The sequence below is a fragment of the Roseovarius spongiae genome (genome assembly GCF_003651245.1).
In the GTDB taxonomy this organism is placed as follows: domain Bacteria; phylum Pseudomonadota; class Alphaproteobacteria; order Rhodobacterales; family Rhodobacteraceae; genus Roseovarius; species Roseovarius spongiae.
This window is the reverse complement of sequence record NZ_RAPE01000005.1, coordinates 128,741-150,258: the sequence shown is the minus strand read 5'-3', so window position 1 is coordinate 150,258 and position 21,518 is coordinate 128,741. Positions and strand designations below refer to the sequence as shown.

21 protein-coding genes are annotated in these 21,518 nt (G+C 68.0%); 12 read left to right on the top strand and 9 right to left on the bottom strand.

Going from position 1 to position 21,518, the window contains the following annotated elements:
* The first annotated feature begins 110 nt into the window (after positions 1 to 110).
* Positions 111 to 1,040, top strand: coding sequence for a flavin reductase family protein (locus D6850_RS15915; protein ID WP_166434095.1), 930 nt, complete (start codon positions 111 to 113; stop codon positions 1,038 to 1,040).
* A 153-nt stretch (positions 1,041 to 1,193) separates the two neighbouring features.
* On the opposite strand, the gene D6850_RS15910 is transcribed toward D6850_RS15915, so the two are convergent.
* The 3 genes from D6850_RS15910 to D6850_RS15900 form a co-directional block, all read right to left on the bottom strand.
* Positions 1,194 to 2,564, bottom strand: coding sequence for a glutamate--cysteine ligase (locus D6850_RS15910; protein ID WP_121168601.1), 1,371 nt, complete (start codon positions 2,562 to 2,564; stop codon positions 1,194 to 1,196).
* Positions 2,565 to 2,632: 68 nt separating this feature from the next.
* Positions 2,633 to 3,157 carry a hypothetical protein gene (locus D6850_RS15905; RefSeq protein WP_121168600.1) on the bottom strand — a complete coding sequence of 175 codons (525 nt, stop codon included), beginning with the start codon at positions 3,155 to 3,157 and terminating at the stop codon, positions 2,633 to 2,635.
* Positions 3,154 to 3,885: a 16S rRNA (uracil(1498)-N(3))-methyltransferase gene (locus tag D6850_RS15900; RefSeq protein ID WP_121168599.1), complete on the bottom strand. Its 732-nt coding sequence runs from the start codon at positions 3,883 to 3,885 to the stop codon at positions 3,154 to 3,156. The genes D6850_RS15905 and D6850_RS15900 overlap by 4 nt, the downstream gene beginning before the upstream one ends.
* 11 nt (positions 3,886 to 3,896) lie before the next feature.
* On the opposite strand from D6850_RS15900, the gene ubiA reads away from it, so the two are divergent.
* The 3 genes from ubiA (at position 3,897) to D6850_RS15885 (ending at position 7,143) form a co-directional block, all read left to right on the top strand.
* Complete coding sequence (gene ubiA / locus D6850_RS15895) at positions 3,897 to 4,865, top strand: 4-hydroxybenzoate octaprenyltransferase (protein ID WP_121168598.1); 969 nt, start codon at positions 3,897 to 3,899, stop codon at positions 4,863 to 4,865.
* Positions 4,866 to 4,928: 63 nt separating this feature from the next.
* Positions 4,929 to 6,842: an OmpA family protein gene (locus D6850_RS15890; RefSeq protein WP_121168597.1), complete on the top strand. Its 1,914-nt coding sequence runs from the start codon at positions 4,929 to 4,931 to the stop codon at positions 6,840 to 6,842.
* Positions 6,829 to 7,143 carry a hypothetical protein gene (locus D6850_RS15885; RefSeq protein ID WP_121168596.1) on the top strand — a complete coding sequence of 105 codons (315 nt, stop codon included), beginning with the start codon at positions 6,829 to 6,831 and terminating at the stop codon, positions 7,141 to 7,143. Before D6850_RS15890 ends, D6850_RS15885 begins: the two co-directional genes overlap by 14 nt.
* A gap of 25 nt (positions 7,144 to 7,168) precedes the next feature.
* Here the strand turns inward: D6850_RS15885 and D6850_RS15880 are convergent, their stop codons facing one another.
* Entirely contained in the window at positions 7,169 to 8,782 is a 1,614-nt protein-coding gene (locus D6850_RS15880; protein ID WP_121168595.1) for an acyl-CoA dehydrogenase family protein, read from the bottom strand.
* A 173-nt stretch (positions 8,783 to 8,955) separates the two neighbouring features.
* On the opposite strand from D6850_RS15880, the gene D6850_RS15875 reads away from it, so the two are divergent.
* The 7 genes from D6850_RS15875 to D6850_RS19555 all read left to right on the top strand — a co-directional run bounded on the left by D6850_RS15875 (position 8,956) and on the right by D6850_RS19555 (position 14,277).
* Positions 8,956 to 9,255 carry an FtsB family cell division protein gene (locus D6850_RS15875; RefSeq protein WP_121168594.1) on the top strand — a complete coding sequence of 100 codons (300 nt, stop codon included), beginning with the start codon at positions 8,956 to 8,958 and terminating at the stop codon, positions 9,253 to 9,255.
* A 202-nt stretch (positions 9,256 to 9,457) separates the two neighbouring features.
* Positions 9,458 to 10,474 carry a pyruvate dehydrogenase (acetyl-transferring) E1 component subunit alpha gene (gene pdhA, locus D6850_RS15870; protein ID WP_121168593.1) on the top strand — a complete coding sequence of 339 codons (1,017 nt, stop codon included), beginning with the start codon at positions 9,458 to 9,460 and terminating at the stop codon, positions 10,472 to 10,474.
* Positions 10,474 to 10,860, top strand: coding sequence for a VOC family protein (locus tag D6850_RS15865; protein WP_121168592.1), 387 nt, complete (start codon positions 10,474 to 10,476; stop codon positions 10,858 to 10,860). Before pdhA ends, D6850_RS15865 begins: the two co-directional genes overlap by 1 nt.
* Before the next feature lies 1 nt (position 10,861).
* Positions 10,862 to 12,235: a pyruvate dehydrogenase complex E1 component subunit beta gene (locus tag D6850_RS15860; RefSeq protein WP_121168591.1), complete on the top strand. Its 1,374-nt coding sequence runs from the start codon at positions 10,862 to 10,864 to the stop codon at positions 12,233 to 12,235.
* The gene (locus D6850_RS15855; protein WP_121168590.1) at positions 12,232 to 12,486 is read left to right on the top strand and encodes a hypothetical protein; all 255 of its coding nucleotides are present in this window, start codon (positions 12,232 to 12,234) and stop codon (positions 12,484 to 12,486) included. The genes D6850_RS15860 and D6850_RS15855 overlap by 4 nt, the downstream gene beginning before the upstream one ends.
* Complete coding sequence (locus D6850_RS15850) at positions 12,486 to 13,811, top strand: pyruvate dehydrogenase complex dihydrolipoamide acetyltransferase (RefSeq protein ID WP_121168589.1); 1,326 nt, start codon at positions 12,486 to 12,488, stop codon at positions 13,809 to 13,811. The genes D6850_RS15855 and D6850_RS15850 overlap by 1 nt, the downstream gene beginning before the upstream one ends.
* A 304-nt stretch (positions 13,812 to 14,115) precedes the next feature.
* Positions 14,116 to 14,277: a hypothetical protein gene (locus D6850_RS19555; protein ID WP_166434094.1), complete on the top strand. Its 162-nt coding sequence runs from the start codon at positions 14,116 to 14,118 to the stop codon at positions 14,275 to 14,277.
* Positions 14,278 to 14,307: 30 nt separating this feature from the next.
* On the opposite strand, the gene cysE is transcribed toward D6850_RS19555, so the two are convergent.
* Complete coding sequence (gene cysE / locus D6850_RS15845; protein WP_121168588.1) at positions 14,308 to 15,114, bottom strand: serine O-acetyltransferase; 807 nt, start codon at positions 15,112 to 15,114, stop codon at positions 14,308 to 14,310.
* An 85-nt stretch (positions 15,115 to 15,199) separates the two neighbouring features.
* On the opposite strand from cysE, the gene D6850_RS15840 reads away from it, so the two are divergent.
* Complete coding sequence (locus tag D6850_RS15840) at positions 15,200 to 15,538, top strand: TraR/DksA family transcriptional regulator (RefSeq protein WP_121168587.1); 339 nt, start codon at positions 15,200 to 15,202, stop codon at positions 15,536 to 15,538.
* Here D6850_RS15840 and D6850_RS15835 read toward each other — a convergent pair.
* The 4 genes from D6850_RS15835 to D6850_RS15820 are packed head-to-tail and all read right to left on the bottom strand — an operon-like array spanning position 15,535 to position 21,501.
* Entirely contained in the window at positions 15,535 to 19,542 is a 4,008-nt protein-coding gene (locus D6850_RS15835; RefSeq protein ID WP_121168586.1) for a baseplate multidomain protein megatron, read from the bottom strand. The two genes, D6850_RS15840 and D6850_RS15835, sit on opposite strands and share 4 nt — an antisense overlap.
* Positions 19,542 to 19,988, bottom strand: coding sequence for a C40 family peptidase (locus D6850_RS15830; protein ID WP_121168585.1), 447 nt, complete (start codon positions 19,986 to 19,988; stop codon positions 19,542 to 19,544). Before D6850_RS15830 ends, D6850_RS15835 begins: the two co-directional genes overlap by 1 nt.
* Entirely contained in the window at positions 19,985 to 20,872 is an 888-nt protein-coding gene (locus D6850_RS15825; protein WP_121168584.1) for a DUF2163 domain-containing protein, read from the bottom strand. Before D6850_RS15825 ends, D6850_RS15830 begins: the two co-directional genes overlap by 4 nt.
* Positions 20,869 to 21,501: a DUF2460 domain-containing protein gene (locus D6850_RS15820; RefSeq protein ID WP_121168583.1), complete on the bottom strand. Its 633-nt coding sequence runs from the start codon at positions 21,499 to 21,501 to the stop codon at positions 20,869 to 20,871. Before D6850_RS15820 ends, D6850_RS15825 begins: the two co-directional genes overlap by 4 nt.
* Between the last annotated feature and the right edge of the window lie 17 nt (positions 21,502 to 21,518).

The following is a 21,518-nucleotide window of genomic DNA, read 5'->3' as shown; positions in this document are numbered from 1 at the left end:
TGTGGCATCCCGCGGCATTTTCGCGCATACCCGGTGGAAACCGGCCGCAGGACCGCCCGAGAGCGGCGCGGCAGCAAAACGAGGCGCGTGTGAGCGGGACGACCCCAGCCATGACCGAAGCGGAAAAGCGGGCGCTGCGCGATGCGTTCGGCGCCTTCGCGACCGGCGTGACCATCGTGACCGCGCTTGAACCCGGTGGCGCGCCGCGCGGCTTCACGGCCAATTCCTTTACCTCCGTGTCGCTCGATCCGCCATTGGTGCTGATCTGCATCGCCAACGCGGCGCATAGCTGCGCGACCTTTCGCGCGGCGTCGCATTTCGGGGTCAACATCCTCGCGGAGGATCAGCGCGACCTGTCCGGGCTGTTCGCGTCGCAAGAACCCGACAAGTTCGCGCAGACCTCATGGCGGCCGGGTGCGGAAGGGGTGCCGCTGCTGCCCGGTTCGCTCTGCCGGATGGTCTGCGAGCGCCACGAGGAGGTCGAGGCGGGCGATCACGTCGTCCTGATCGGTCGCGTGGTCAGCTTCGATGTCTCCGAGGGGCCGCCGCTGGGGTATCACCGGGGCAATTATTTTTCGATCGGTCTGGAGGACCGGCTGGTCAACGCCATCGCCGGAGCGGGCGTGATCCGCATCGGCGCGATCCTCGAGCGCGAGGGCGCGATCCTGCTGCGCGAGGACGCGGATGGGCGGATGACGGTTCCGGTCGCGCCCGGGGACGCGCCGACGCTGCCGGGGCTGATCGCCATGCTCGAGGAGGCCGGGCTGTCGGTCACGCTCGATCATCTCTACTCGGTCTACGAGGACGCCGGGCGCAATGATCATGCGATCATCTACCACGGCGCCGCATCCGGAGAGGCGCCCGAGGGCATGCGCTATGTCCCGCTCGAGGAGGTGCCGCTGCCCCGCGTGGAGAGCATGGCCGAACGCGCGATGCTCGAGCGCTACCGGCAGGAATACCGGCACGGGAAGTTCGGCATCTACCAGGGGGACGCGGAGCGGGGCGTGGTGCACACGATCCCGAAGGCGCGGCGGAAGTGAACGGGAGAAAGCGCGATCGGTTTGCGCGCCGCGCGCCGGGCGGCATCCGACCGCGGGTGTGCGCCGCCCGGCGGCACCCAAGCGCGCCTTGATTTCGGGCCGGCGCGACACGTAGCCGGTTCCGACCCGACTCTAGCAGAGCGACAGCCCCGCTCAGTAGGAAAATTCGTCGTAGATCCGGCCCAGATCGCCATCCCATTCACCGTGATAGCGCGACAGCAGCTCGTCCGCGGGCGTCTGGCCGGTGTCGACGCTTTCGCGCAGCGCGTTGAGGAAATGCGTCTCGTCCGGGATCAGACCGCCCGCGCCGGGACGGGCGCGCGCCTTCAGGCCGGCCTCGGCGATGTCCAGCACCTCGCGCGCGAGGTCGTGCATGTCGATGCCGTCAACGCGCGCGTCTAGCGCGGATTCGCTGGCCGCGACGCGTAGCGCCTCGCGCTGTTCGGTGCTCCAGCCCTTGGCCACGTCCCACGCCGCGTCGAGGCTCGACTGATCATAGAGCAGCCCGGTCCAGAACGCCGGCAACGCGCAGAGCCTGCGCCACGGCCCGCCATCGGCGCCGCGCATTTCCATGAATTTCTTGATCCGCGCCTCGGGGAATATCGTCGTCAGGTGATCGGCCCAGTCGCTCAGCGTGGGTTCTTCGCCCGGCAACGCGGGCAATTCGCCGCGCAGGAAATCGCGGAACGACATGCCGAGCGCATCGATGTAGACGCCGTCGCGGTAGACGAAATACATCGGCACGTCGAGCGCGTAGTCGACATACCTCTCGAACCCCATCCCGTCCTCGAAGACGAAGGGCAGCATGCCCGTCCGGTCCGGGTCCAGATCGCGCCACACGCGCGAGCGCCAGGACTTGTGCCCATTGGGCTTGCCCTCGAAGAAGGGCGAATTGGCGAAGAGCGCGGTCGCGACCGGCTGGAGCGCCAGCGCCACGCGGAACTTCTGCACCATGTCCGCCTCGGACGCGAAATCGAGGTTCACCTGCACGGTGCAGGTGCGGCGCATCATCACCCGGCCCATCGTGCCGACCTTGCCCATGTAGGCGTCCATCAGCTTGTAGCGCCCCTTGGGCATGAGCGGCATGTCCTCGTGCGACCATTCCGGCGCGGCGCCGAGGCCGATAAAGCCGACGCCGACCTTGTCGGCCACGTCCTTCACCTCGCGAAGATGGGCGTTCACCTCGTCGCAGGTCTCGTGGATTGTCTCGAGCGGGGCGCCGCTCAGCTCCAGTTGCCCGCCGGGCTCAAGGCTCACGTTGGCGCCGTCCTTTTCCAGACCGATGAGGTTCCCGTCCTCGGTCAGCGGCGCCCAGCCGTGCACGTCGCGCAGCCCCTCGAGCACCGCCAGCACGCTGCGTTCGCCGGCGTAGGGGATCGGCTCGTGGGTGTCCTTGCAATAGCCGAACTTCTCGTGCTCGGTGCCGATGCGCCATGCCTCGACGGGCTTGCAGCCGTCGGCCAAGTATTGCGCCAGTTGATCGTGCGATTCGATCGGCCCGCCGCCGGACTGTGGAATGGACATGGGCCGCGGCCTCCGGTTGTGCGCTTGCCACGTCGTGCCGTGACCGGCGCGGGGTGTCAAGTCGCGGCTCAGTGCAGCAATGCGTGCTGGCGCGACGGGGCGCGCTGCCATATCGCGACCCGGTCGCGCCCTCCGCGGCGCATCTCGGTCAGCATCCGCTCGGTGCGGATGCCCGGCAGGCTCGCGAAACTGTCGAATAGCGCGTCCGCCCCCGCGGCGGTGAGCGGGATCATAAGGTCGGGCTGGCCCGGCTGGCTCAGAACCCAGTGCGGCGGCTTCATCCCGCGATCAAGCGCCAGTGCGGTGATCTCGGAACGCGCGACGACGCCGCCGGTGAGCGGCCCGAAATAGGCGATGGCGCCCTCGTCCACCTGCACCACGCCGGGGCCTTCCCGGCCGCTGTGGAACCGCATCCGTTGCAGCGCGGAGAGAATGCCGCCAACGCCCAGCGCGGCGATCACCCAGCCGATCCACGCGATCGGCCCGACGCTGGCCCAAGCCCACCAGAGACCGCCGAGAACGACCAGCGCGGACAGGATCACCGCCCGCCAACGCAGGATCGCGCGCGCCGCTTCGGGGCGAACAAAGCTCATCGCCAGTCCCCCAACGCCTGCTGCCAGAGCGTCATCGCCGCGACGGCGGCGGTGTCGGCGCGCAGGATGCGCGGGCCGAGGCTGACGGCGCGCGCGTGCGACAGCGCGGCAAGCCGGGCGCGTTCGGCGTCGGAGAACCCGCCCTCGGGGCCGATCAGGATGGCCCAGGGGGCATCCGATCCGCCGACGCCCGCCAGGGCGGAGGAGGGACCGGCCAGCGCCTCGTCGCAAAAGAGGATCCGGCGCGTTGCGTCCCACTCGGCGAGCACGCGGTCGAGCTTCTGCAGCTCCGCCACCTCGGGGACATATGTGCCGCCGCATTGCTCGGCGGCCTCGACGGCGTGCGCCTGCAGTCGGTCGCGGCGGATGCGTTCGGAATTGGTGAATTCGGTCTGCACCGGGCAGATGCGCGCGGCGCCCAGTTCGGCCGCCTTTTCGACGATGAAATCGGTGCGCGCCTTCTTGATCGGCGCGAAAAGCAGCCAGAGATCCGGCGGGCGGCGCAGCGGCGCGGTTTGCCGCAAGACCCGCAAGGCGCCGCCGCGCTTGCCCGCCTCGGCCACCTCGGCCAGCCATTCGCCGTCCCGCCCGTTGAAGAGCAGAACCGCCGCCCCCGCGCCCTGCCGCATCACGCCAAACAGGTAATGCGCCTGCTCGCGGGTGAGGGGAACCGTTTGCCCCTCCGCCAGAGGGTGTTCTACATAGAGCCTGATCTTCGCGCTGCGCATGGGGGCAACATATGACCGGGAACGGGCCGAGACCAGAGGCCGGAACAGGCGAGGTCGCCGACGCCGTGCGCGGCAACTGGGTCGACCGGCTGGCGCCGCCGGTGACACGCCCCTACCTGCGGCTGAGCCGCGCCGACCGGCCCATCGGCACCTGGCTGTTGCTGCTGCCCTGCTGGTGGGGGCTGCTGTTGGCGATGCTGTCGGACGGGCAGGCGCGCTGGCTGGACCTATGGATCTTCGCCGGCTGCGGGATCGGCGCGTTCCTGATGCGTGGCGCGGGCTGCACGTGGAACGACATCACCGACCGCCACATCGATGGCAGCGTCGCGCGCACGGCGTCGCGGCCCATCCCCTCGGGGCAGGTCAGCGTGGCCGGCGCGCTGGCGTGGCTTGCGGCGCAGGCGCTGGCGGCGTTCTGCATCCTGCTGACATTCCCGGCCGCCGCGATCCTGCTTGGCGTCGTCGCGCTGGGGCCGGTCGCGATCTACCCCTTCGCCAAGCGGTTCACGTGGTGGCCGCAGATCTTCCTCGGGATCGCCTTCAACTGGGGCGCGCTGCTGGCCTGGACGGCGCATACCGGGCGGCTGGAATGGCCGGCGGTCGTTCTCTACCTCGCGGGCATCGCCTGGACACTGTTCTACGACACGATCTACGCCCAGCAGGATGTCGAGGACGACGCGCTGATCGGGGTGAAATCCACCGCGCGACTGTTCGGCGTCCACACGCCCGCCTGGCTGCGCCGGTTCCTCGTCGCGTCGGTCGCGCTGATGAGCATCGCGGTCATCCTCGCGCTGCGCGGCGGCGACCCGATCGCGGTTCTCGTCGCGCTGCTGGGGCCGTGGGCCTTCGGGCTGCACCTGATGTGGCAGCTCACGCGCTTCGAACCGGAGAGCGCGCAGGGGCTTCTTCGGCTCTTCAGGTCGAACCGGGATTCCGGTCTTTTGCCTCTGCCGTTTTTTGCCGTCGCGCTTCTCCTTTGATTGTGCTTGGGTCTGCACGGGCCTAAAGAGTTGGCCCAACAACAACAATGAACGGCCTTGCGGATGCGCCTTTCCTCGCTCTTCGTCATCATCGGGACCTTTGTGGCCGCCGCGGTGCTGTGCTGGATCGTGGCCGGGTTCTCGGTCACGGTGATCGAGGACAACTCGCGCGCCGACGTGCGCAACGCGCTCGACATGGAGGGCATGACCTGGGTCGAGGTCGATACCGACGGGCTCCAGGTGTTCCTTGCCGGCACCGCCCCGACCGAGGCGAGCCGGTTCGGCGCGCTGTCGGTCGCCGGAAGGGTCGTGGACGCCGCGCGGGTCCTCGACCAGATGCTGGTCGAGGATGCGGCCGACATCACGCCGCCGCATTTCTCGGTCGAGATTCTGCGCAACGACAGCGGGCTGTCGCTGATCGGCCTGGTCCCCGCCGAGATGGACCGCGAGGCGTTTCTCGCGCGGGTGCGCTCGGCGGCCGGGGAAGCAGAGGTGACCGACCTTCTGGAAAGCGCCGATTACCCGATGCCCGACCGCTGGGAGATCGCGATGGATTACGCGGTGCGCGCCCTGGGCAAGTTGCCGCGCGCCAAGATATCGGCCGACGCCAATCGCGTCGCGATCACCACCATGGCCGACAGCGTCGAGGAAAAGCTGACGCTCGAAAAGGAACTGAGCCGCCGGACGCCGCCGGGGATCAAGCTGTCGATCGACGTCTCGGCGCCGCGTCCGGTCATCACACCCTTTACCCTGCGGTTCCTGATCGAGGACGACAGGCCGCATTTCGACGCCTGCTCTGCGGATACCGAGGAGGCTCGCGCGCGCATCCTCGCCGCCGCGCGCGAGGTCGGGCTGACGGGTGGCGTGGATTGCGTGATCGGGCTTGGCGTGCCGACGCCACAATGGGGGCGCGCCGGAGCGCTCGCCATCAAGGCGCTGGGCCGGCTTGGCGCGGGCAGCGTGACCTTCGCGGATGCGGATGTTTCGCTGATCGCCGCGCAGGGCACGCCCGAGAGCCTGTTCGATGACGTGGTGGGCGCGCTGGACAGCGACCTGCCGGATGTCTTTGCGCTACACGCGGTGCTGCCGCCCCCGCCCGACGATTCCGCCCCCGTGACGCCCGAATTCGTCGCCACCCTGTCACCCGAGGGTCTGGTGCAGCTGCGCGGCCGGTTGGGAAGCGACCGTCTGCGCCAGATGGTCGACAGTTTCGCCAAGGCGCGGTTCCGCTCGGACGCGGTCTATACCAAGGCGCGCGTGGTTGAGGGTCTGCCCGAGGACTGGCCGGTGCGCGTGCTGACCGGGCTCGAAGCCATGTCGTTTCTGGCCCATGGCGCGGTGACGGTGACGCCCGACACGCTGACCGTCAGCGGCCAGACCGGGCGCAAGGACGCGAGTGCGCAGATCGCCGGCCTGCTGGCCGAGAAGCTGGGCGAGGCCGAGCGGTTCGACATCTCCGTGACCTATGACGAGAAGCTCGACCCGAATTCCGGCATTCCCACGCCCGAGGAGTGCATCGAACTGATCGCCAAGGCGCAGGTCGGGCGCAAGCTGACATTCGATCCCGGCGAAGCCGATGTCGTGGGCGAAAGCGCCGCGATCCTCGACGATATTGCCGATATCCTGAACTCCTGCGGCGATATCCCGGTCGAGATCGCGGGCTATACCGACAGCCAGGGGCGCGAGGTGATGAACCAGCAACTGAGCCAGGCCCGCGCCAACGCCGTGCTGGAAGCCCTGCGCATGCGGCGCGTCATCACCGGCAACCTCACCGCCGTTGGCCATGGCGAGGCCGACCCGATCGCCGACAACGCCACCGAGGCGGGCCGCGAGGCCAACCGCAGGATCGAATTCAGGCTGATCGAGCCCGAGACCGAAGAAGAGGGCGAACCAGGGGTTGAAAGCGCCGGGGAAGCGGCCCAAGAAGGCGACGGCGAGGCCGCCGAGGGGGAAGGCGCGAGCGATGAACAGGACTGAGTTTATATTCGCCACGGCGATCATCCTTTTCGTGGCGTTCTGCCTTGGCTGGTTCGCGAACTGGCTGGTGAGCCGTTTCATAAGGGTGTCGTCGTCCGATGTCGGCGAACTTGACCGGCTGGCGCAGGAATTGCACGAGGCCGAGGAAACCCGCGACCAGGCGATCACCTACCTGCAACAGCGTGAGGCCGAGTTGACCAACCAGCTGAGCCAGACCGAGGCTGAGCTCTCGGCCACGATGGACGGGCTGCGCGAGGCGCGCCAGGAGGCCGAGTATTATCGCGCGCAGGTCGAGCGGTGACAGCCGGCCGTGCGGAGCCTCTGACTCAGCCGTCGAGGCGTGCGAGGATACCGTCCACATCCCCCCCGAGGATCGCCCCCGCCGTGCGCCCACGCGCCTCGAGCCGCGTGGCGGAATAGCCGTCGGCGACCGCGGGCGGCGCGTGGCGGATCAGCACCGAGGCGGTGAGCAGCGTCGCCAGGCTTTCGACATACCAGCGGGCCTCGTGTTCCTCGGCCGGCTCCGGGAAACGGTCGCGATGCGCGGACAGTGCGGCGTCATAGCGGCGGTCCTGCCCGGTCGCGGCGTCGAGCTCAAGGTCAAGCGCCTCGGCCGCGGCGGTCATCCGGGTGAGCGTGCGCAGGATATCGAGGCAGATCACGTTGCCCGAGCCTTCCCAAATGCCGTTGAGCGGCGCCTCGCGGTAGAGCAGGGGCAGCGGCGTGTCCTCGATATAGCCCATGCCGCCGAGGCACTCCATCGCCTCATGCACCAGCCACGGGCAGAGCTTGTTGTTGAGGTATTTCGCCAGCGCCACGCCGACTCGGGCCAGCGCGCGGGCCGCGTCGTCCGCGCCGTCGAAGGCGCGCGCGACATGCATCCCGAGCGCGAGCGCGCCCTCCCAGTCGAGCGTGAGATCCGCCAGCACCTGCCGCATCAGCGGCTGGTCGATCAGCTTCGCGTCGAACGCGGTGCGGTGCGCGGCCCAGTGATGCGCCTCCCCCAGCGCCGCGCGCATCAGCCCGGCAGGGGCGAGCGAGGTGTCGAGCCGGGTGTGGTGCACCATCTCGATGATCGTGCGCACGCCCGCGCCCTCGTCCCCGAGGCGGTGCGCGTAGGCGTCGGCGTATTCGATCTCGGCCGAGGCATTGGAGCGGTTGCCGAGCTTGTCCTTGAGCCGTTGGATATGGATCATGTTCCGCCCCTCCTCGCGCCAGCGCGGAACGACGAAACAGGTGAGCCCGCCGGGCGCCTGCGCCAATGTGAGGAACCCGTCGGACATCGGTGCGGAGCAGAACCATTTATGCCCGCGCAGCCGGTAGAGATCGCCGTCGCGCACCGCTCGCGTCGAGACGCCGCGCAGGTCCGAGCCGCCCTGCTTCTCGGTCATCGCCATGCCCATCGTCGCCGCCGCCTTGTGCCGCAGTGGGGCGGGCGTGGGATCGAACAGACGCGCGGTCAGTTTCGGCACCCATTCCGCGAACAGCGCCTTGTCCGCGCGCAGGGCGGGCACGGCGGCGTAGGTCATCGTCATTGGGCAGCAGGAACCCGGCTCGACCTGACTGTGCAGATAGACCATCGCCGCATGGGTCGAATGGCCGCCCTCCGCGCCCTCCCAGGGCAGCGCGGCGTATCCCGCGGCGAACCCGGTCTGCATCAGGTCGTGATAGGCGGGGTGATAGCGCACCTCGTCGAGCCGCCGCCCGCCGGCGTCGAACAGCACCGCCTCGGGCGGGTGACGGTTGGCCTCGCGCCCGGCCTCGCGCATGGGCGCGCGGCCGATCTTGGCGCCGTAGCGCGCGAGGTGCGCGGCGTCGGCGGCGAAGGCGTGATCGCGCAGCGCCGGATCGGTAGCCCAGAGGTCGAGATCGCCGCGCGGCAGGGGCTGGTTCGTGACCTCGTGGGTGTCGGTTTCGGGGTGGGGGGGTGATGCGTGCATTTGGCGGCCTCCTGTCGCCGGGCATTAAGCGGATCGCACGTTCTGATTGCAACGCTTCGGATGCAACACATAGCGTCGAGGGGCCGGAAAACGATTCACAAGCGCCGGCTTCTGTGCGAATGTCCGCGTGGCTGCGCCCGCAAAGAGGCGCGCGAGGCAGAAGGCAGAGCAGCATGACCACCCGTTCCCGGCCCGGTTTTGGCGTCCTGGCGTATTTTTTCGTGGCTTTCGGGCTCGGGGCGTATTTCACGTTTGCCGCGGTGCAGGGGGATTACGGGCTTTTCAGCCGGGCCGAGATCGAGGCTGAGAGCGCCGAGTTGCAGGCGCAGCTGAGCGAGATCGAGCGGCAGGTCGAGCGGATGGAGAACCTGACGCACCGGTTGTCGGACACCTATCTCGATCTCGATCTGTTGGACGAACAGGCGCGCAACGTGTTGGGTCTGCTGCGCAGCGACGAGATCGTCATTCGCTGAACGCGCGCCTCATCCGCCCTAGCGGGCGTCTTCGGATGGCGGCCTTCGGCGAGGATATTTTCAGGCAAGAAGAAGCAGGCGAGGCCCTTGTGGCCGGGCGTGAAAAAGAATCGGGTCGTCAGAGGCGTCAGAAGGGTGTATAATGTAGTTTAACGTTAAACTATTATGACACACCGATGGCTGCAAGAGGAGCTGCGCGCCAATGGCTGCCAAGAAATCCGCCGCGAAAGCGAACGCCTCCGCCGACGAGTTGAAGGCCCATTACCACGACATGCTGCTGATCCGCCGGTTCGAGGAGAAGGCAGGGCAGTTATACGGTATGGGGCTGATCGGCGGGTTCTGTCACCTTTATATCGGGCAGGAGGCGGTGGTCGTCGGGCTCGAAGCGGCCGCCGAAGAGGGCGACAAGCGCATCACAGCCTATCGGGATCACGGCCATATGCTGGCCTGCGGGATGGATCCGAACGGCGTCATGGCCGAACTGACGGGCCGCGACGGGGGCTATTCCCGGGGCAAGGGCGGTTCGATGCACATGTTCTCGAAGGAAAAGCATTTCTACGGCGGGCACGGCATCGTCGGGGCCAACGTGCCGCTGGGCGCCGGGCTGGCATTCGCGGACAAGTATCGCGGCAATGATCGCGTGACCTTCACCTATTTCGGCGACGGCGCGGCGAACCAGGGCCAGGTTTACGAGACGTTCAACATGGCCGCGCTCTGGTCCCTGCCAGTGGTTTTCGTGATCGAGAACAACCAGTACGCGATGGGCACCGCGCAGAAACGCTCGACCTCGACGCCCGACCTCTACAAGCGCGGCGAGGCGTTCGGCATCCCCGGCGAGATCGTCGACGGCATGGATGTGCTGGCGGTCAAGGAAGCAGGCGAGAAGGCGGTCGCGCATTGCCGGTCCGGCAAGGGACCCTACATTCTTGAGGTCAGGACCTACCGCTATCGCGGGCATTCCATGTCCGACCCGGCCAAGTACCGCACCCGCGAGGAAGTGCAGAAGATCCGCGACGAGAAGGACCCGATCGAGCATGTGCGCGACCTGCTGCTGACCGGCAAGCACGCCAGCGAGGAGGACCTGAAGGCGATCGATAAGGAGATCAAGAAGATCGTCAACGACTCGGCCGAGTTCGCCAAGGAGAGCCCCGAACCCGCGATCGAGGAGTTGTGGACCGACATCTATACCGACGTCGTCCCGCAGGAGGCTCAGGCCTGATGCCGCATTTCGAGATACATGCCGATGATGTCCCCGCCGCCAAGGCGTTCTACGGCGGTCTCTTCGGTTGGCGTTTCGACGCGATGAAGGGGGGCGACGCCGTCGCCTATCATCTTGTCGAGGGGTCCGATATCGGCGCCGACAAGGCGCTGAGCGGCGGCATTCTGAAACGCGCGGATGGTCCCGGCGTCTCCGGTGGGCCGATCCGGGGCGGCGTCGTGACATTCGAGGTCGCCGATTGCGATGAACGGTATGCCTGGGCGCTCGCGAATGGCGGGGCCGAGGCGCTGCCGCCCGCGGATTATCCCGGCATCGGGCGCTGCGCCTATGTCGAGGACGGTCAGGGCAATGTCGTCGGAATGATTACACCGCAGGAGGGTCGCTGACATGCCCACAGAAATTCTCATGCCCGCCCTCAGCCCGACGATGGAAGAGGGGACATTGGCCAAATGGCTCGTGAAGGAAGGGGATACCGTCGCCTCCGGCGACATCCTCGCCGAGATTGAGACCGACAAGGCGACGATGGAGTTCGAGGCCGTCGATGAAGGCGTGATCGGCAAGATCATCGTTGCCGAAGGGACCGAGGGGGTAAAGGTGAATAGCCCCATCGCGGTGTTGCTGGAAGAAGGTGAGAGCGCCGAGGATATCGACGACGCCGGTGGCGAGCCTGCCCCGGCGGCCGAGCCGGAGGCTCGTCCAGCCAGCAAGGAGACGCCGGCCCCGGCAGAGGCCAAGGCCCCGCAGCCGGATCGTAGCCCCGACTGGCCCGAGGGGACCGAAACGCAGAAGCAGACGGTGCGCGAGGCGCTCAACGCCGCGATGGCCGAGGAAATGCGCCGCGATGACGACGTCTTCATCATGGGCGAGGAGGTGGCCGAGTACCAAGGCGCCTACAAGATCACCCAGGGATTGCTGGATGAGTTCAGCGAAAGGCGCGTGATCGACACGCCGATCACCGAGCACGGGTTCGCCGGGATCGGGGTCGGCGCGGCGTTCGCCGGCCTGCGGCCGATCGTGGAATTCATGACCTGGAACTTCGCCATGCAGGCGATCGACCAGATCATCAACTCTGCGGCCAAGACGCTCTACATGTCGGGCGGGCAGATGGGCTGTCCTATCGTGTTCCGCGGCCCGAACGGAGCGGCGGCGCGTGTGGCCGCGCAGCACAGCCAGGATTACGCCGCGTGGTACGCGCAGATCCCCGGGCTCAAGGTGGTGCAGCCCTATTCGGCGTCGGATGCCAAGGGGCTGCTCAAATCCGCGATCCGCGATCCCAACCCGGTGATCTTCCTCGAGAACGAGATCCTTTATGGCAAAAGCTTCGAGGTGCCGGTGCTGGACGATTTCACCGTGCCCTTCGGCAAGGCGCGCGTCTGGCGCGAAGGGTCCGACGTGACCATCGTGAGCTTCGGCATCGGCATGACCTATGCGCTCGAGGCGGCCGAGAAGCTCGCCGCCGACGGGGTGGAGGCCGAGGTGATCGACCTGCGCACGCTGCGCCCCATCGATTACGACACGGTGCTTGCCAGCGTGCAGAAGACCAACCGTTGCGTCACCGTCGAGGAAGGCTGGCCGGTGGGGGCGATCGGCAACCATATCGCCGCGACGATCATGGAGCGCGCGTTCGACTACCTCGACGCGCCGGTGCTGAGCTGCACGGGCAAGGATGTGCCGATGCCCTACGCGGCCAACCTCGAGCGGTTGGCGCTGACCTCGACCGAAGAGGTGCTGGAAGCGGTGAACAAGGTGACCTACAGATGAGCGATCCGTTCGAATACCACGAGAGCCGGGATGCCTATGTCCTCGAGGGGCCGTCGGGGGACGACCGTTACCGCATCGTCATCGCCCGCGGCTTCGTGAACGAGGAACTGGGCGAAGAGGCGGACGCTGCGGCCCGGCGCGCCTGGCTGACGCGGAACCTGCCGCATATCCTGGGCGCCTATACCGCCCGGATCGAGGGCGGCTGGGTCAAGGAACCCTGGGATCGTGTTCTGGTCGAGGAGGTGGAGTGATGCCGACGGAAATTCTCATGCCTGCGCTCAGCCCGACGATGGAGGAGGGCGCGCTCGCCAAGTGGCTGGTCAAGGAGGGCGATACCGTGTCCTCGGGCGACCTGCTGGCCGAGATCGAGACCGACAAGGCGACGATGGAGTTCGAGGCCGTGGACGAGGGCGTCATCGGAAAGATCCTCGTCGCGGAGGGCACCGAGGGCGTGAAGGTCAACAGCCCCATCGCGGTGCTGCTCGAAGAGGGTGAGAGCGCGGAGGATATAGGGGATGCGGGCGGCGACAGCAAACCCGCGCCTACCCCCGACCCGAAGCCGCGCGCGGACGAGGGCGGCGCCGATGGCGGCGAGGCCCCGGAAGGCCGGGGCGAGACCACGTCCGCGCCCGCCGCGCCGAAGTCGGCGGATGGCGAGCGCATCTTCGCCTCGCCGCTGGCGCGCCGGATCGCGGCGGACAAGGGGCTGAACCTCGCGCAGATCAAGGGCTCCGGCCCGCGCGGGCGGATCGTGAAAGCCGATGTCGAGAAGGCGAAGCCGGGCGACAAACCTGCCGAGGCCGCACCCGCCGAGGCCGCACCCGCTGCGGCGGCCCCGGCCAAGGGACCCTCCGCCGACGCCGTGGCCGCCATGTACGAGGGGCGCGAATACGAGGAGATCAAGCTCGACGGGATGCGCAAGACCATCGCCGCGCGGCTGACCGAGGCCAAGCAGTCCATCCCGCATTTCTACCTGCGCCGGGACATCCGGCTCGACGCGCTGCTGAAGTTCCGGGGTGAGCTGAACAGCCAGCTCGAGGGGCGGGGCGTCAAGCTGAGCGTCAACGACTTCATCATCAAGGCCTGCGCGCTGGCGCTGCAATCGGTTCCCGCGGCCAACGCGGTCTGGGCCGGCGACCGGGTGTTGCAGTTGAAGCCGTCGGACGTGGCCGTGGCGGTCGCCATCGAGGGCGGGCTGTTCACGCCGGTCTTGAAGGACGCCGAGATGAAATCGCTCTCGACGCTCTCCGCCGAGATGAAGGATCTCGCCACCCGCGCGCGCGACCGCAAGCTGGCGCCGCAGGAATACCAGGGCGGCAGCTTTGCCGTCTCCAACCTCGGCATGTTCGGGATCGACAATTTCGACGCGGTCATCAACCCGCCGCATGGCGCCATCCTCGCGGTAGGGGCGGGGGTGAAGAAGCCGGTCGTCGGCAAGGACGGCGAACTGACGGTGGCCACGGTCATGTCGGTCACGCTCTCGGTGGATCACCGGGTGATCGACGGGGCGCTGGGGGCCGAATTGTTGCAGCACATCGTCGACAACCTGGAGAACCCGATGGTGATGCTGGCGTGACCTGACGCGGAACCGCGCAGGCGATAGCGTGTCGTTTTCAGCATCCTTCCACCGGCGAGGGACAGCGTTTGCAAAGCGAATGCGTTCGGGCCGGCTGGTGAACCGGTTCGCACGCGATATGCCTCGGGTCCGGACGAGTTGATCATTTTTCCCGGATAGATCAGGCGCTTGTCGCACATGATATCCGATAACGGCCCGTCGTGCGCGGGCTGTCTTTGAATGACACGCAGCTTTGGCCTCAATTTCGGTCCAGCGCCAGCCGCCATCCGCGCGCTGGCCAACCCGAAATCCGGAGGTCCAAGAGATGAAAGCCGTGTTTCTACTGAGCCTGGCCGCCCTCGCCATGGCGGGCAAGGTCGCCTTCTTGCCGCCCGCGGAATCGCAGGCCGCGACCCAGCCCTTTGCCGTGCCGCCCGCGATCACGGTCAGTGCGCTGGAAAGCGCCGGCAGGAATGATCAGTCGTGAGCTAGCGCGCCACTCGTCGCTTGCGCGACCCTATCGCACGCCCAGAAGCTGGTTCATCGACACCGACGGCTGATCGCAGCCAGCCTCGCCGACGATGCGCGCGGGCACGCCGGCCACCGTCTTGCACGGCGGCACCTCCTCGAGCACGACCGACCCGGCGGCGATGCGCGAACAGCGGCCTACCTTGATGTTGCCCAGCACCTTGGCTCCCGCGCCTATCAGGACGCCGTCGCCGATCTTGGGGTGGCGATCCTCTTCTTCCTTGCCGGTGCCGCCAAGGGTCACGGAGTGCAGCATCGACACGTTGTCGCCCACCACCGCAGTTTCCCCGATGACGATGGAATGGGCGTGGTCGATCATGATCCCCATGCCGATCCTTGCTGCCGGGTGGATGTCGACGCCGAACACTTCCGAGGCGCGCATCTGGAAGAACCGCCCCATGTCATGCCGTCCCTCGCACCAGAGCCAATGCGCCACGCGGTAGGCCTGCACCGCCTGGAACCCCTTGAAGAACAGCATTGGCAGGATATAGCGGTCGCACGCCGGGTCACGGTCGTTGACGGCGACGATATCGGCGCGCGCCGCCAGCGCGAGGTCCGGGTCCGAGCGATAGGCCCAGTCGCAGATCTCGCGCAGGATCTGCTCGGGCATCTCGGAAGAGGCGAGTTTAAGCGAAATCCGGTAGGCGAGGGCGGCTTCGATGTTGTCGTAATGCAGGATGCTCGAATGGACGAGCCCGCCGAGCAGCGGCTCGTCCTTGACGGCGGCCTGCGCCTCGGTGGTAATCTGACGCCAGACCGGATCGAATTCGGACAGTTGCGCGCGGGTTCCGGCCATCGGAGTCTCCTTCGTGTTCGCGCCCGATTATACCAGATCGGCGACGATGGCAAAAACGAAAGCCGTGATCGGAGCATCTCTTGGTATGAATGAAACACAGTCCCGAAAGTTCCGCGAGCAGATCAAGGCGCGTCTTGCCGCGCTCGAATCCGCCGATGACCGCGGGGCGGAAGGGCAATCGACCGTCACGCTCGACCAGCAGTCGGTCGGTCGGCTCAGCCGCATGGACGCGCTGCAGAACCAGGCGATGGCCAAGGCGTCGCACGCCCGGCGCGGGGCCGAGCGCAAGCGCCTGCTCGCCGCGCTCGAACGAGTCGAGGAGGGCGAATTCGGGTATTGCGAGGATTGCGGCGACGATATCGCGCCTGCGCGGCTGGATCTCGATCCGGCCGCGACAAGGTGCATCAGCTGCGCGCGCGGTTAGGCCGGTACGTCCAGCCCCGCGAAGACCCCCGCGCCGAACCGGGCCGAGACCTGTGCGACCTCCACGCGATATGCGCCGGCGACACCGTCTGCGGCGCGCGCCGCGGCGGTGTAGGTCCAGCGCGGCGCGCTCACCAGTTCATCGCGCTTCACCGCGCCCGCCCGAAGCACGCGCACGGCGTATTGCTCGCTCTCCTCGCCCAGCGGTACGTCCGGCGTGTCCCATCGATCGCCGTCGACGCGGGTGCGCCGGATCCAGCTGATCGAATCGTCGCCGTCCTCCGAGCGGTTGCGCAGGTGGACGGGCGCAAGGGGGCGCAGCCCGAGTCCCTCAAAGGCGATGAACGCATGCTGATAGGACGGGTCGTCCACCGCGCGCCCCGCCGGTCCGATGCGGTAGTGTCGCGCGCGCCCGCGCGCAGCCTCGCTCAGCGCGATCTGCTCGGGCGTGCCGTCCAGCATGACGACATAACTGCCCGCAGGCCATTGCGACGGCATCGCCGCATCGGTGCCCAACTGCCCGCGCAGGCGGTGGCGCAGGATGTAGGTGTTCGCAGCCACCAGCTCCGCGTCGCGGAATTGCATCAGCTCCCAGCCCTCCGGCGTGCCGTCGCCAATGGCGCAGAGGTTGGCGCCGTTCAGCAGCGCATCCGACCCCACGCTTTCCAACTGCCCAGACAGCATTCGGACGAACAGCCCCTCGCCCCCGTCGCTCAGCCCCGCCGGCGCGGCGGCGAGCGCCGATTCGGTCACGCCCACGCGCGACCGCGCTTCGCTCACGTCGCTCAGCCGGTAGTTGGCGTCCGAATCGGACGCATAGAGCGCTACGTTTCCGGGCCAGGGCGACGAGGTGACGGCGAGATGCGGCGCGTGCGGCGCCTCGGCGCCCGTCATCAGCGGCAGGTCGAGGAAGAGCGGCAGCACCGGCACCGGCGCGGTGAACGGGCGCACCGTGGGCGGCTCGACCGTGATGTCCATCGGGACATAGCTTTCGGGCTCGATCCGCACACCCTCGACTGCTTGCGCGCCGCCCATGTTCTCGACCCGGTCGATGCGAAAAAGGCCCTGGCCGCCCGTCTCGTCCAGCGCGATCACGTCGCCCGCGCCCAGGTGCTGCATCGAAGGCGGCAGCGTCAGGCTGACCGCGTCGGTCGAAACCCGCGCCTCGGACAGCCAACGCTCGGTGACGGCGCGCCCTTCAGCGCGGGTCATGGCGAGCGGCATCTCCGAGGTCGACACCGCGTGCGTGGCGTCGTCCGGCACGATCGCTTCTTCGGCGATCACCTCGTAATCGCCGTCGGCCTCGATGAAGCGCAGCCGCACGCGTCCGGCGATTTCCGCCGCGCTCGCGCGGGTTTCCTCGAGCGTCTCGCCCGAGCGCGGGTCGCGCACCAACCGCTCGGCCGCGACGGCGGCGTCGGCCACCCCGTCGCGCGGCACGAAGCGCAGCGCGCCGTCACGCTCCACCGCGTCGAACCCGTAGCGCAGCATCAGCGGTTGCAGCGCGCTGCGCGCTTCGCCGACCTGCTCGATGGTGTAGCCGCGCAGGTAGTCGTGCAATTCCTCGGTATCGAGCGCGCGCACTCCGGCGCGTGCGCATATCTCCTCTAGGACTGACGCCAGCCTGCGGCCCGAGCTGCGTCCGGTGATCCAGTGCCCGCGCGCGTAATTCGCCCCGTCAGCCCAGAGGGTGCGGTTGTTCGGAAAGAACGGAAAGGGCCGCGCGTCCCATGCCCAGACATGGGCATGATCCATGTCGATCATCGGCGCCTCATACTCAACCGACACCGGGTTGTTCGCCGGATCGCTCCAATAACCCATCATCGCGCGCAGGTATTGCATCTGGATCAGATCGTCGCGCCGGCCCGTCGAGTAGCGGGGCAGGGCGGATTCCGAGGATTTCGCGTCCAGAAACTTGTTCGGTTCGTTCGTGCCCTTGTCCACCGCCGGGCAGCCGATCTCGGTAAAGCGGATCGGTTTGGATTGCGGAACCCAGGCGGTCGGTTTGGCGGCGCGCACGCCGTCCACCCGCTCGTGATGCGCGTTCTCCCACCAGCCGCGAATATCCTTGTAACGCCATATCCAAGGCTCGCCATGCTCATCGTCGGTGATCGGGGTGCGGATCTGCGCCGCGCGCGCCTCGGGCGAGTGGTAGAACCAGTCATAGCCCTCGCCGCCCTCGATATTGCCTTGCAGGTAGCCGAGGTCGTAGATCGAGCCATGCCCCGCATCGGCGTGATCGCGCCCTTCGCGCCAATCTGAGAGTGGCATGTAATTGTCGATCCCGATGAAATCGATATTGGCGTCCGCCCAGAGCGGGTCGAGGTGGAAATACCGATCGCCGCTGCCGTCCTGTGGCTGGTAGCCGAAATATTCCGACCAGTCCGCGGCATAGCCGATCCTGACATCCGGCCCCAGGATGCTGCGTACCTCCGCCGCGAGCGCGACCAGTTCCGCCACCGCCGGAAAGCCGCCCCCGGCCCCGCGTATCTGCGTGAGCCCGCGCATTTCCGAGCCGATGCAGAAGCTCTCGACACCGCCCACGGCGGCGCACAGCGCCGCGTTGTGCAGGATGAACCGGCGATAGCTCCACTCGTCCGGGCCGGTATAGACCACCGGGCTCAGCTTGACCGGCCCGCCATAGGTCAGCAGGTCCAGCGCGCCGTTGGCGGGCGCGGGCGGCGGCACTGGGGTGATCGGCTGCACGGTGAAATCCGCTGCACGCGCCGTGCCGAAGAAGGCGGCGACCTCGGCATCGGCGGCGGCGGTCCCGTCGGGGCTGCCGTCCCGCCCCGGCGCCTCGCTCAGCGTGATGCGCCCACGCCAGGGCAAGGGCGGCTGACTGTCGGCGTCGCTGTAGGGATCGGCGCGCAGGTTGCCGTCCAGCTGCTCCATCAGGATGAAAGGGTAGAACATCACGTCCTGCCCGGCCTGGTGCAGCGCGAGGATGCTCTCGATCACCGCCGCGTCGGCGGGCGTGCCGCCATAGACCGGCGCGTCCTCCGCGTCGCGCGCCACCGGCTGCGCCGTGTAGCGGGTCAACCCGGCCACCTGCCAAGGCATGTTGCTGGCGTCATACTCCTGCTGTTCGACCTTGGGCCGCAGCTTGCATTCGCCCGCCCGCAGGTCGTCGCCGAACCAGCTCACCACCAGCGAGGTCGCGCCGCAATTCGGCAGCTCGCCCTCGAGCGATTCCAGAGCCGTGGCGAAATCCGCCTGCCCCGATGGCGTGTTGACATTGGCGAGCCCGCTCGAGCCATAGCCGTAATTCATCGTCACCGGCGTCGTCGCCAGCGTGTATTCGCCGGTCCCGGGCAGCATCGCCACCGCGCGCACCGCCTGCGGCGGGTCGAGCTCCGCCCCCGGCGCGTCTGCCTGCGCCGGGCGCATCACCTCGAAGGTGAACTGCGGCACGCGGTTTCCGAACTCGCCCAGCTCGAGGTCCTCGATCACAACGTAGGCGCTGCCGCGATAGGCGGGCACGCTGCCCGCGCCCTCGACCGCCTCGATCCTTGGGTCGGGCAACTGGTCGCGCGCGCCCGTATAGACCCGCATCGCCAGGTCGCTGCGCGCGATCTCGTTCCCGTCGGCCCAGACGCGGCCGACATGGCTGATCTCGCCCTCGCAGAGCGCGAGCGCAAGGCTCACCGAATAGCTGTATTTCCGAGTCGTGGGGCGGCTTGGCCCTCCGCCCTTGCCGCGCCCGCCGCCGCTGGTCGTGACCTCCTCCCGGAACTCGGTGGCCCAGATCACCTGTCCGGCCACGCGCATCCGCCCGTAAACCTGCGCGATCGCGTCGCCCTCGCCCGAACCGGTGAGGCGCAGCCGCTGCGCGCGGCCCGTTTCGACCACTTCCGAACCGCCACCCATCAGGCGCTGGTCGATGGAGCGCCCGATCACGCCGCCCGCGAAGCGGCCCACCGCCGTCATCGACAGGCCGAGGATGCTGCCGCCGACCGATCCGCCGATCGCCGCGCCCGCCGCTGAAAGAAGTATGGTCGCCATCAGGAACGCTCCTCTGGAAAGGTGAACCGCGCCACGATGCGCCGCCGCCATGGCGCGCCCAGCGGGCTTTCGACCACCGCGTGGCCGGAATAGGCATGAATGAAACTGGCCTCTGCGCCGGTGCGCCCCTGGATGCCGAGATGCTTGGCGATTGCGCCTTCGCGCATCCGGAAGAGCAGCACGTCACCGGGCGCGGCGGCCAAGCGCGCCTTGGCGCAGAGATGCCGCCGCGCCGCCGCCCAGAGCGCCTCGATCCGCGCAGGCTCGGACCAGTCCATCGAGTAGGCGGGCGGCGTCTCGGGCTCCGCGCCCAGCACCTCGCGCCAGACGCCGCGCAAAAGGCCGAGGCAATCGGTTCCGGCCCCCTTGCATGACGCCTGATGCAGGTAGGGCGTGCCGATCCAGCCGCGCGCGGCGGTGACGATCCGTTGCTCGAAACCGCTCATCTCCGGCTTCCTCCGTCGAGGTTCCCGGCCTTGGCCGGATCCGAGATCGACCAGTCGTCGCCGGGAATGTCGGGGAAGCCCTGGTAGTTCACCAAGTTCTGGAACTTCAGCCGGCAGGTCGCCACGCGCTTGTCGCAGCCCGCCTCGAGCCGCACCACGTCGCCCGGCGCGATGGGCGCGCGCAGCGGTTGCCACAGGTCGATCCGGCGCACGCCGTCGATCTCGCGGTCGCGTTTCACCACGCCGCCCAATCCCTCCGCCGCGCCGCTCAGCACCCTGAGCCGGCCATGCTGAAACCAGCCGTCATCGAACCCGCCGAACGCGGCAAAGCGGAACGCCTGCCGGTCCTCTACCTCCTCGACGGGCCGCTCGGACGTGTATCCCGGCTTGCTCATGTCGAAGCCGCACGCGCTGTCGCCCAACACCGCCGAGCACGGCTTCTGGTAAACCCGGCCCAGCGGCTGGTTCAACGCCTCGGTCAGCCCGCGCAGTTCCGCCTCGAAGGCGCCGTTCTTGCGGCGCAGCTCGCCGATGGTCCCGCGGAACTGCAGGTGGCGCTGGCTCACGTCCCGCCAGTTCACCAGCCAGGCGCGGATCTCGGCCCCGTCATAGCGCCCCGCCTCGATATCGTCCTCGCGGATCGCCGCATCGCTGAGCGCGCCCAGCGCCTCGGTGTTATCCACCGCAAGCCCGGTGCCCTGCTGCAAGGCGAGCGCGCTGAGCCCGGTATCGGCACGGAAGGTGATCCCGTCGAATTCCAGCGGCCCGTCGTGATCGGTGAACCCCATGACCACGCCGTCAACGCGCGCCAGCGCCCAGCAGCGGCAGGTCGTCGTCGTCCCGGTTCGCAGATGCGCCGCCAGCGCGGGGTTGAGCGCGCTCATGTCCGGATCTCCACCACCGGCACGCTCGGCGCCTCGCCCGCGCGAAAGCTCGCGATGCTCACCTCGAGTCGGTCGGTGTCGAACCTGACCGGCACGTCGAACTCGAACCCCGCGGTGATCGGCTCACCATCGTTCGGCGGGTGGGCGAAGGTGACCAGACCCGTGGCGGTGTCCACCTCGTAATGTATGCCTTCCTGCTGCTCGTCCCCGCCGATTCCGATCCGCACAGTGCCGCGCACCGGCTTGGTGATCGGGCGCGCATAGCCCTGCTCGCCCGAGCGATAGGTCTTGACCAGCGGAAAGACCGGCGTGACGTCGTCGCCGTGGGCGATGGTGACGTCGGTGTATTCCGGCACGCGCGCGCCGCCGCAGGTGCGGTAATCCGACCAATCCTTCCAGCGGAAGCCGTGGATCTGACCCTGGCGCGCCTCGAAGAAGGCGATCAAGGTTTCGATGTCGTCCAGGCTGCGCATCGCCACGCCCGCGTCATAGCGGCGGCGCGAATGCGCCCAGGGCGTGTTGCGCTCCTCGTGTCCGTTGGCCAGCGTGACGATGTCGGTATGCCGGTGCGGCCCGCCCAATGCGCCGAAGCTCAGGTTCGCCGGAAACCGTATCTCGTGAAATCCCATGCTCTTGCTCCCCTTTC

Coding starts and splice junctions, on each gene's coding strand:
- D6850_RS15875 (WP_121168594.1), top strand. CDS start 8,956: ATGACCACCCGTTCCCGGCCCGGTTTTGGCGTCCTGGCGTATTTTTTC.
- D6850_RS15880 (WP_121168595.1), bottom strand. CDS start 8,782: ATGCACGCATCACCCCCCCACCCCGAAACCGACACCCACGAGGTCACG.
- D6850_RS15865 (WP_121168592.1), top strand. CDS start 10,474: ATGCCGCATTTCGAGATACATGCCGATGATGTCCCCGCCGCCAAGGCG.
- D6850_RS15915 (WP_166434095.1), top strand. CDS start 111: ATGACCGAAGCGGAAAAGCGGGCGCTGCGCGATGCGTTCGGCGCCTTC.
- D6850_RS15900 (WP_121168599.1), bottom strand. CDS start 3,885: ATGCGCAGCGCGAAGATCAGGCTCTATGTAGAACACCCTCTGGCGGAG.
- D6850_RS15885 (WP_121168596.1), top strand. CDS start 6,829: ATGAACAGGACTGAGTTTATATTCGCCACGGCGATCATCCTTTTCGTG.
- D6850_RS15835 (WP_121168586.1), bottom strand. CDS start 19,542: ATGGCGACCATACTTCTTTCAGCGGCGGGCGCGGCGATCGGCGGATCG.
- D6850_RS15850 (WP_121168589.1), top strand. CDS start 12,486: ATGCCGACGGAAATTCTCATGCCTGCGCTCAGCCCGACGATGGAGGAG.
- ubiA (WP_121168598.1), top strand. CDS start 3,897: ATGACCGGGAACGGGCCGAGACCAGAGGCCGGAACAGGCGAGGTCGCC.
- D6850_RS19555 (WP_166434094.1), top strand. CDS start 14,116: ATGAAAGCCGTGTTTCTACTGAGCCTGGCCGCCCTCGCCATGGCGGGC.
- D6850_RS15825 (WP_121168584.1), bottom strand. CDS start 20,872: ATGAGCGCGCTCAACCCCGCGCTGGCGGCGCATCTGCGAACCGGGACG.
- cysE (WP_121168588.1), bottom strand. CDS start 15,114: ATGGCCGGAACCCGCGCGCAACTGTCCGAATTCGATCCGGTCTGGCGT.
- D6850_RS15830 (WP_121168585.1), bottom strand. CDS start 19,988: ATGAGCGGTTTCGAGCAACGGATCGTCACCGCCGCGCGCGGCTGGATC.
- pdhA (WP_121168593.1), top strand. CDS start 9,458: ATGGCTGCCAAGAAATCCGCCGCGAAAGCGAACGCCTCCGCCGACGAG.
- D6850_RS15840 (WP_121168587.1), top strand. CDS start 15,200: ATGAATGAAACACAGTCCCGAAAGTTCCGCGAGCAGATCAAGGCGCGT.
- D6850_RS15905 (WP_121168600.1), bottom strand. CDS start 3,157: ATGAGCTTTGTTCGCCCCGAAGCGGCGCGCGCGATCCTGCGTTGGCGG.
- D6850_RS15890 (WP_121168597.1), top strand. CDS start 4,929: ATGCGCCTTTCCTCGCTCTTCGTCATCATCGGGACCTTTGTGGCCGCC.
- D6850_RS15860 (WP_121168591.1), top strand. CDS start 10,862: ATGCCCACAGAAATTCTCATGCCCGCCCTCAGCCCGACGATGGAAGAG.
- D6850_RS15820 (WP_121168583.1), bottom strand. CDS start 21,501: ATGGGATTTCACGAGATACGGTTTCCGGCGAACCTGAGCTTCGGCGCA.
- D6850_RS15855 (WP_121168590.1), top strand. CDS start 12,232: ATGAGCGATCCGTTCGAATACCACGAGAGCCGGGATGCCTATGTCCTC.
- D6850_RS15910 (WP_121168601.1), bottom strand. CDS start 2,564: ATGTCCATTCCACAGTCCGGCGGCGGGCCGATCGAATCGCACGATCAA.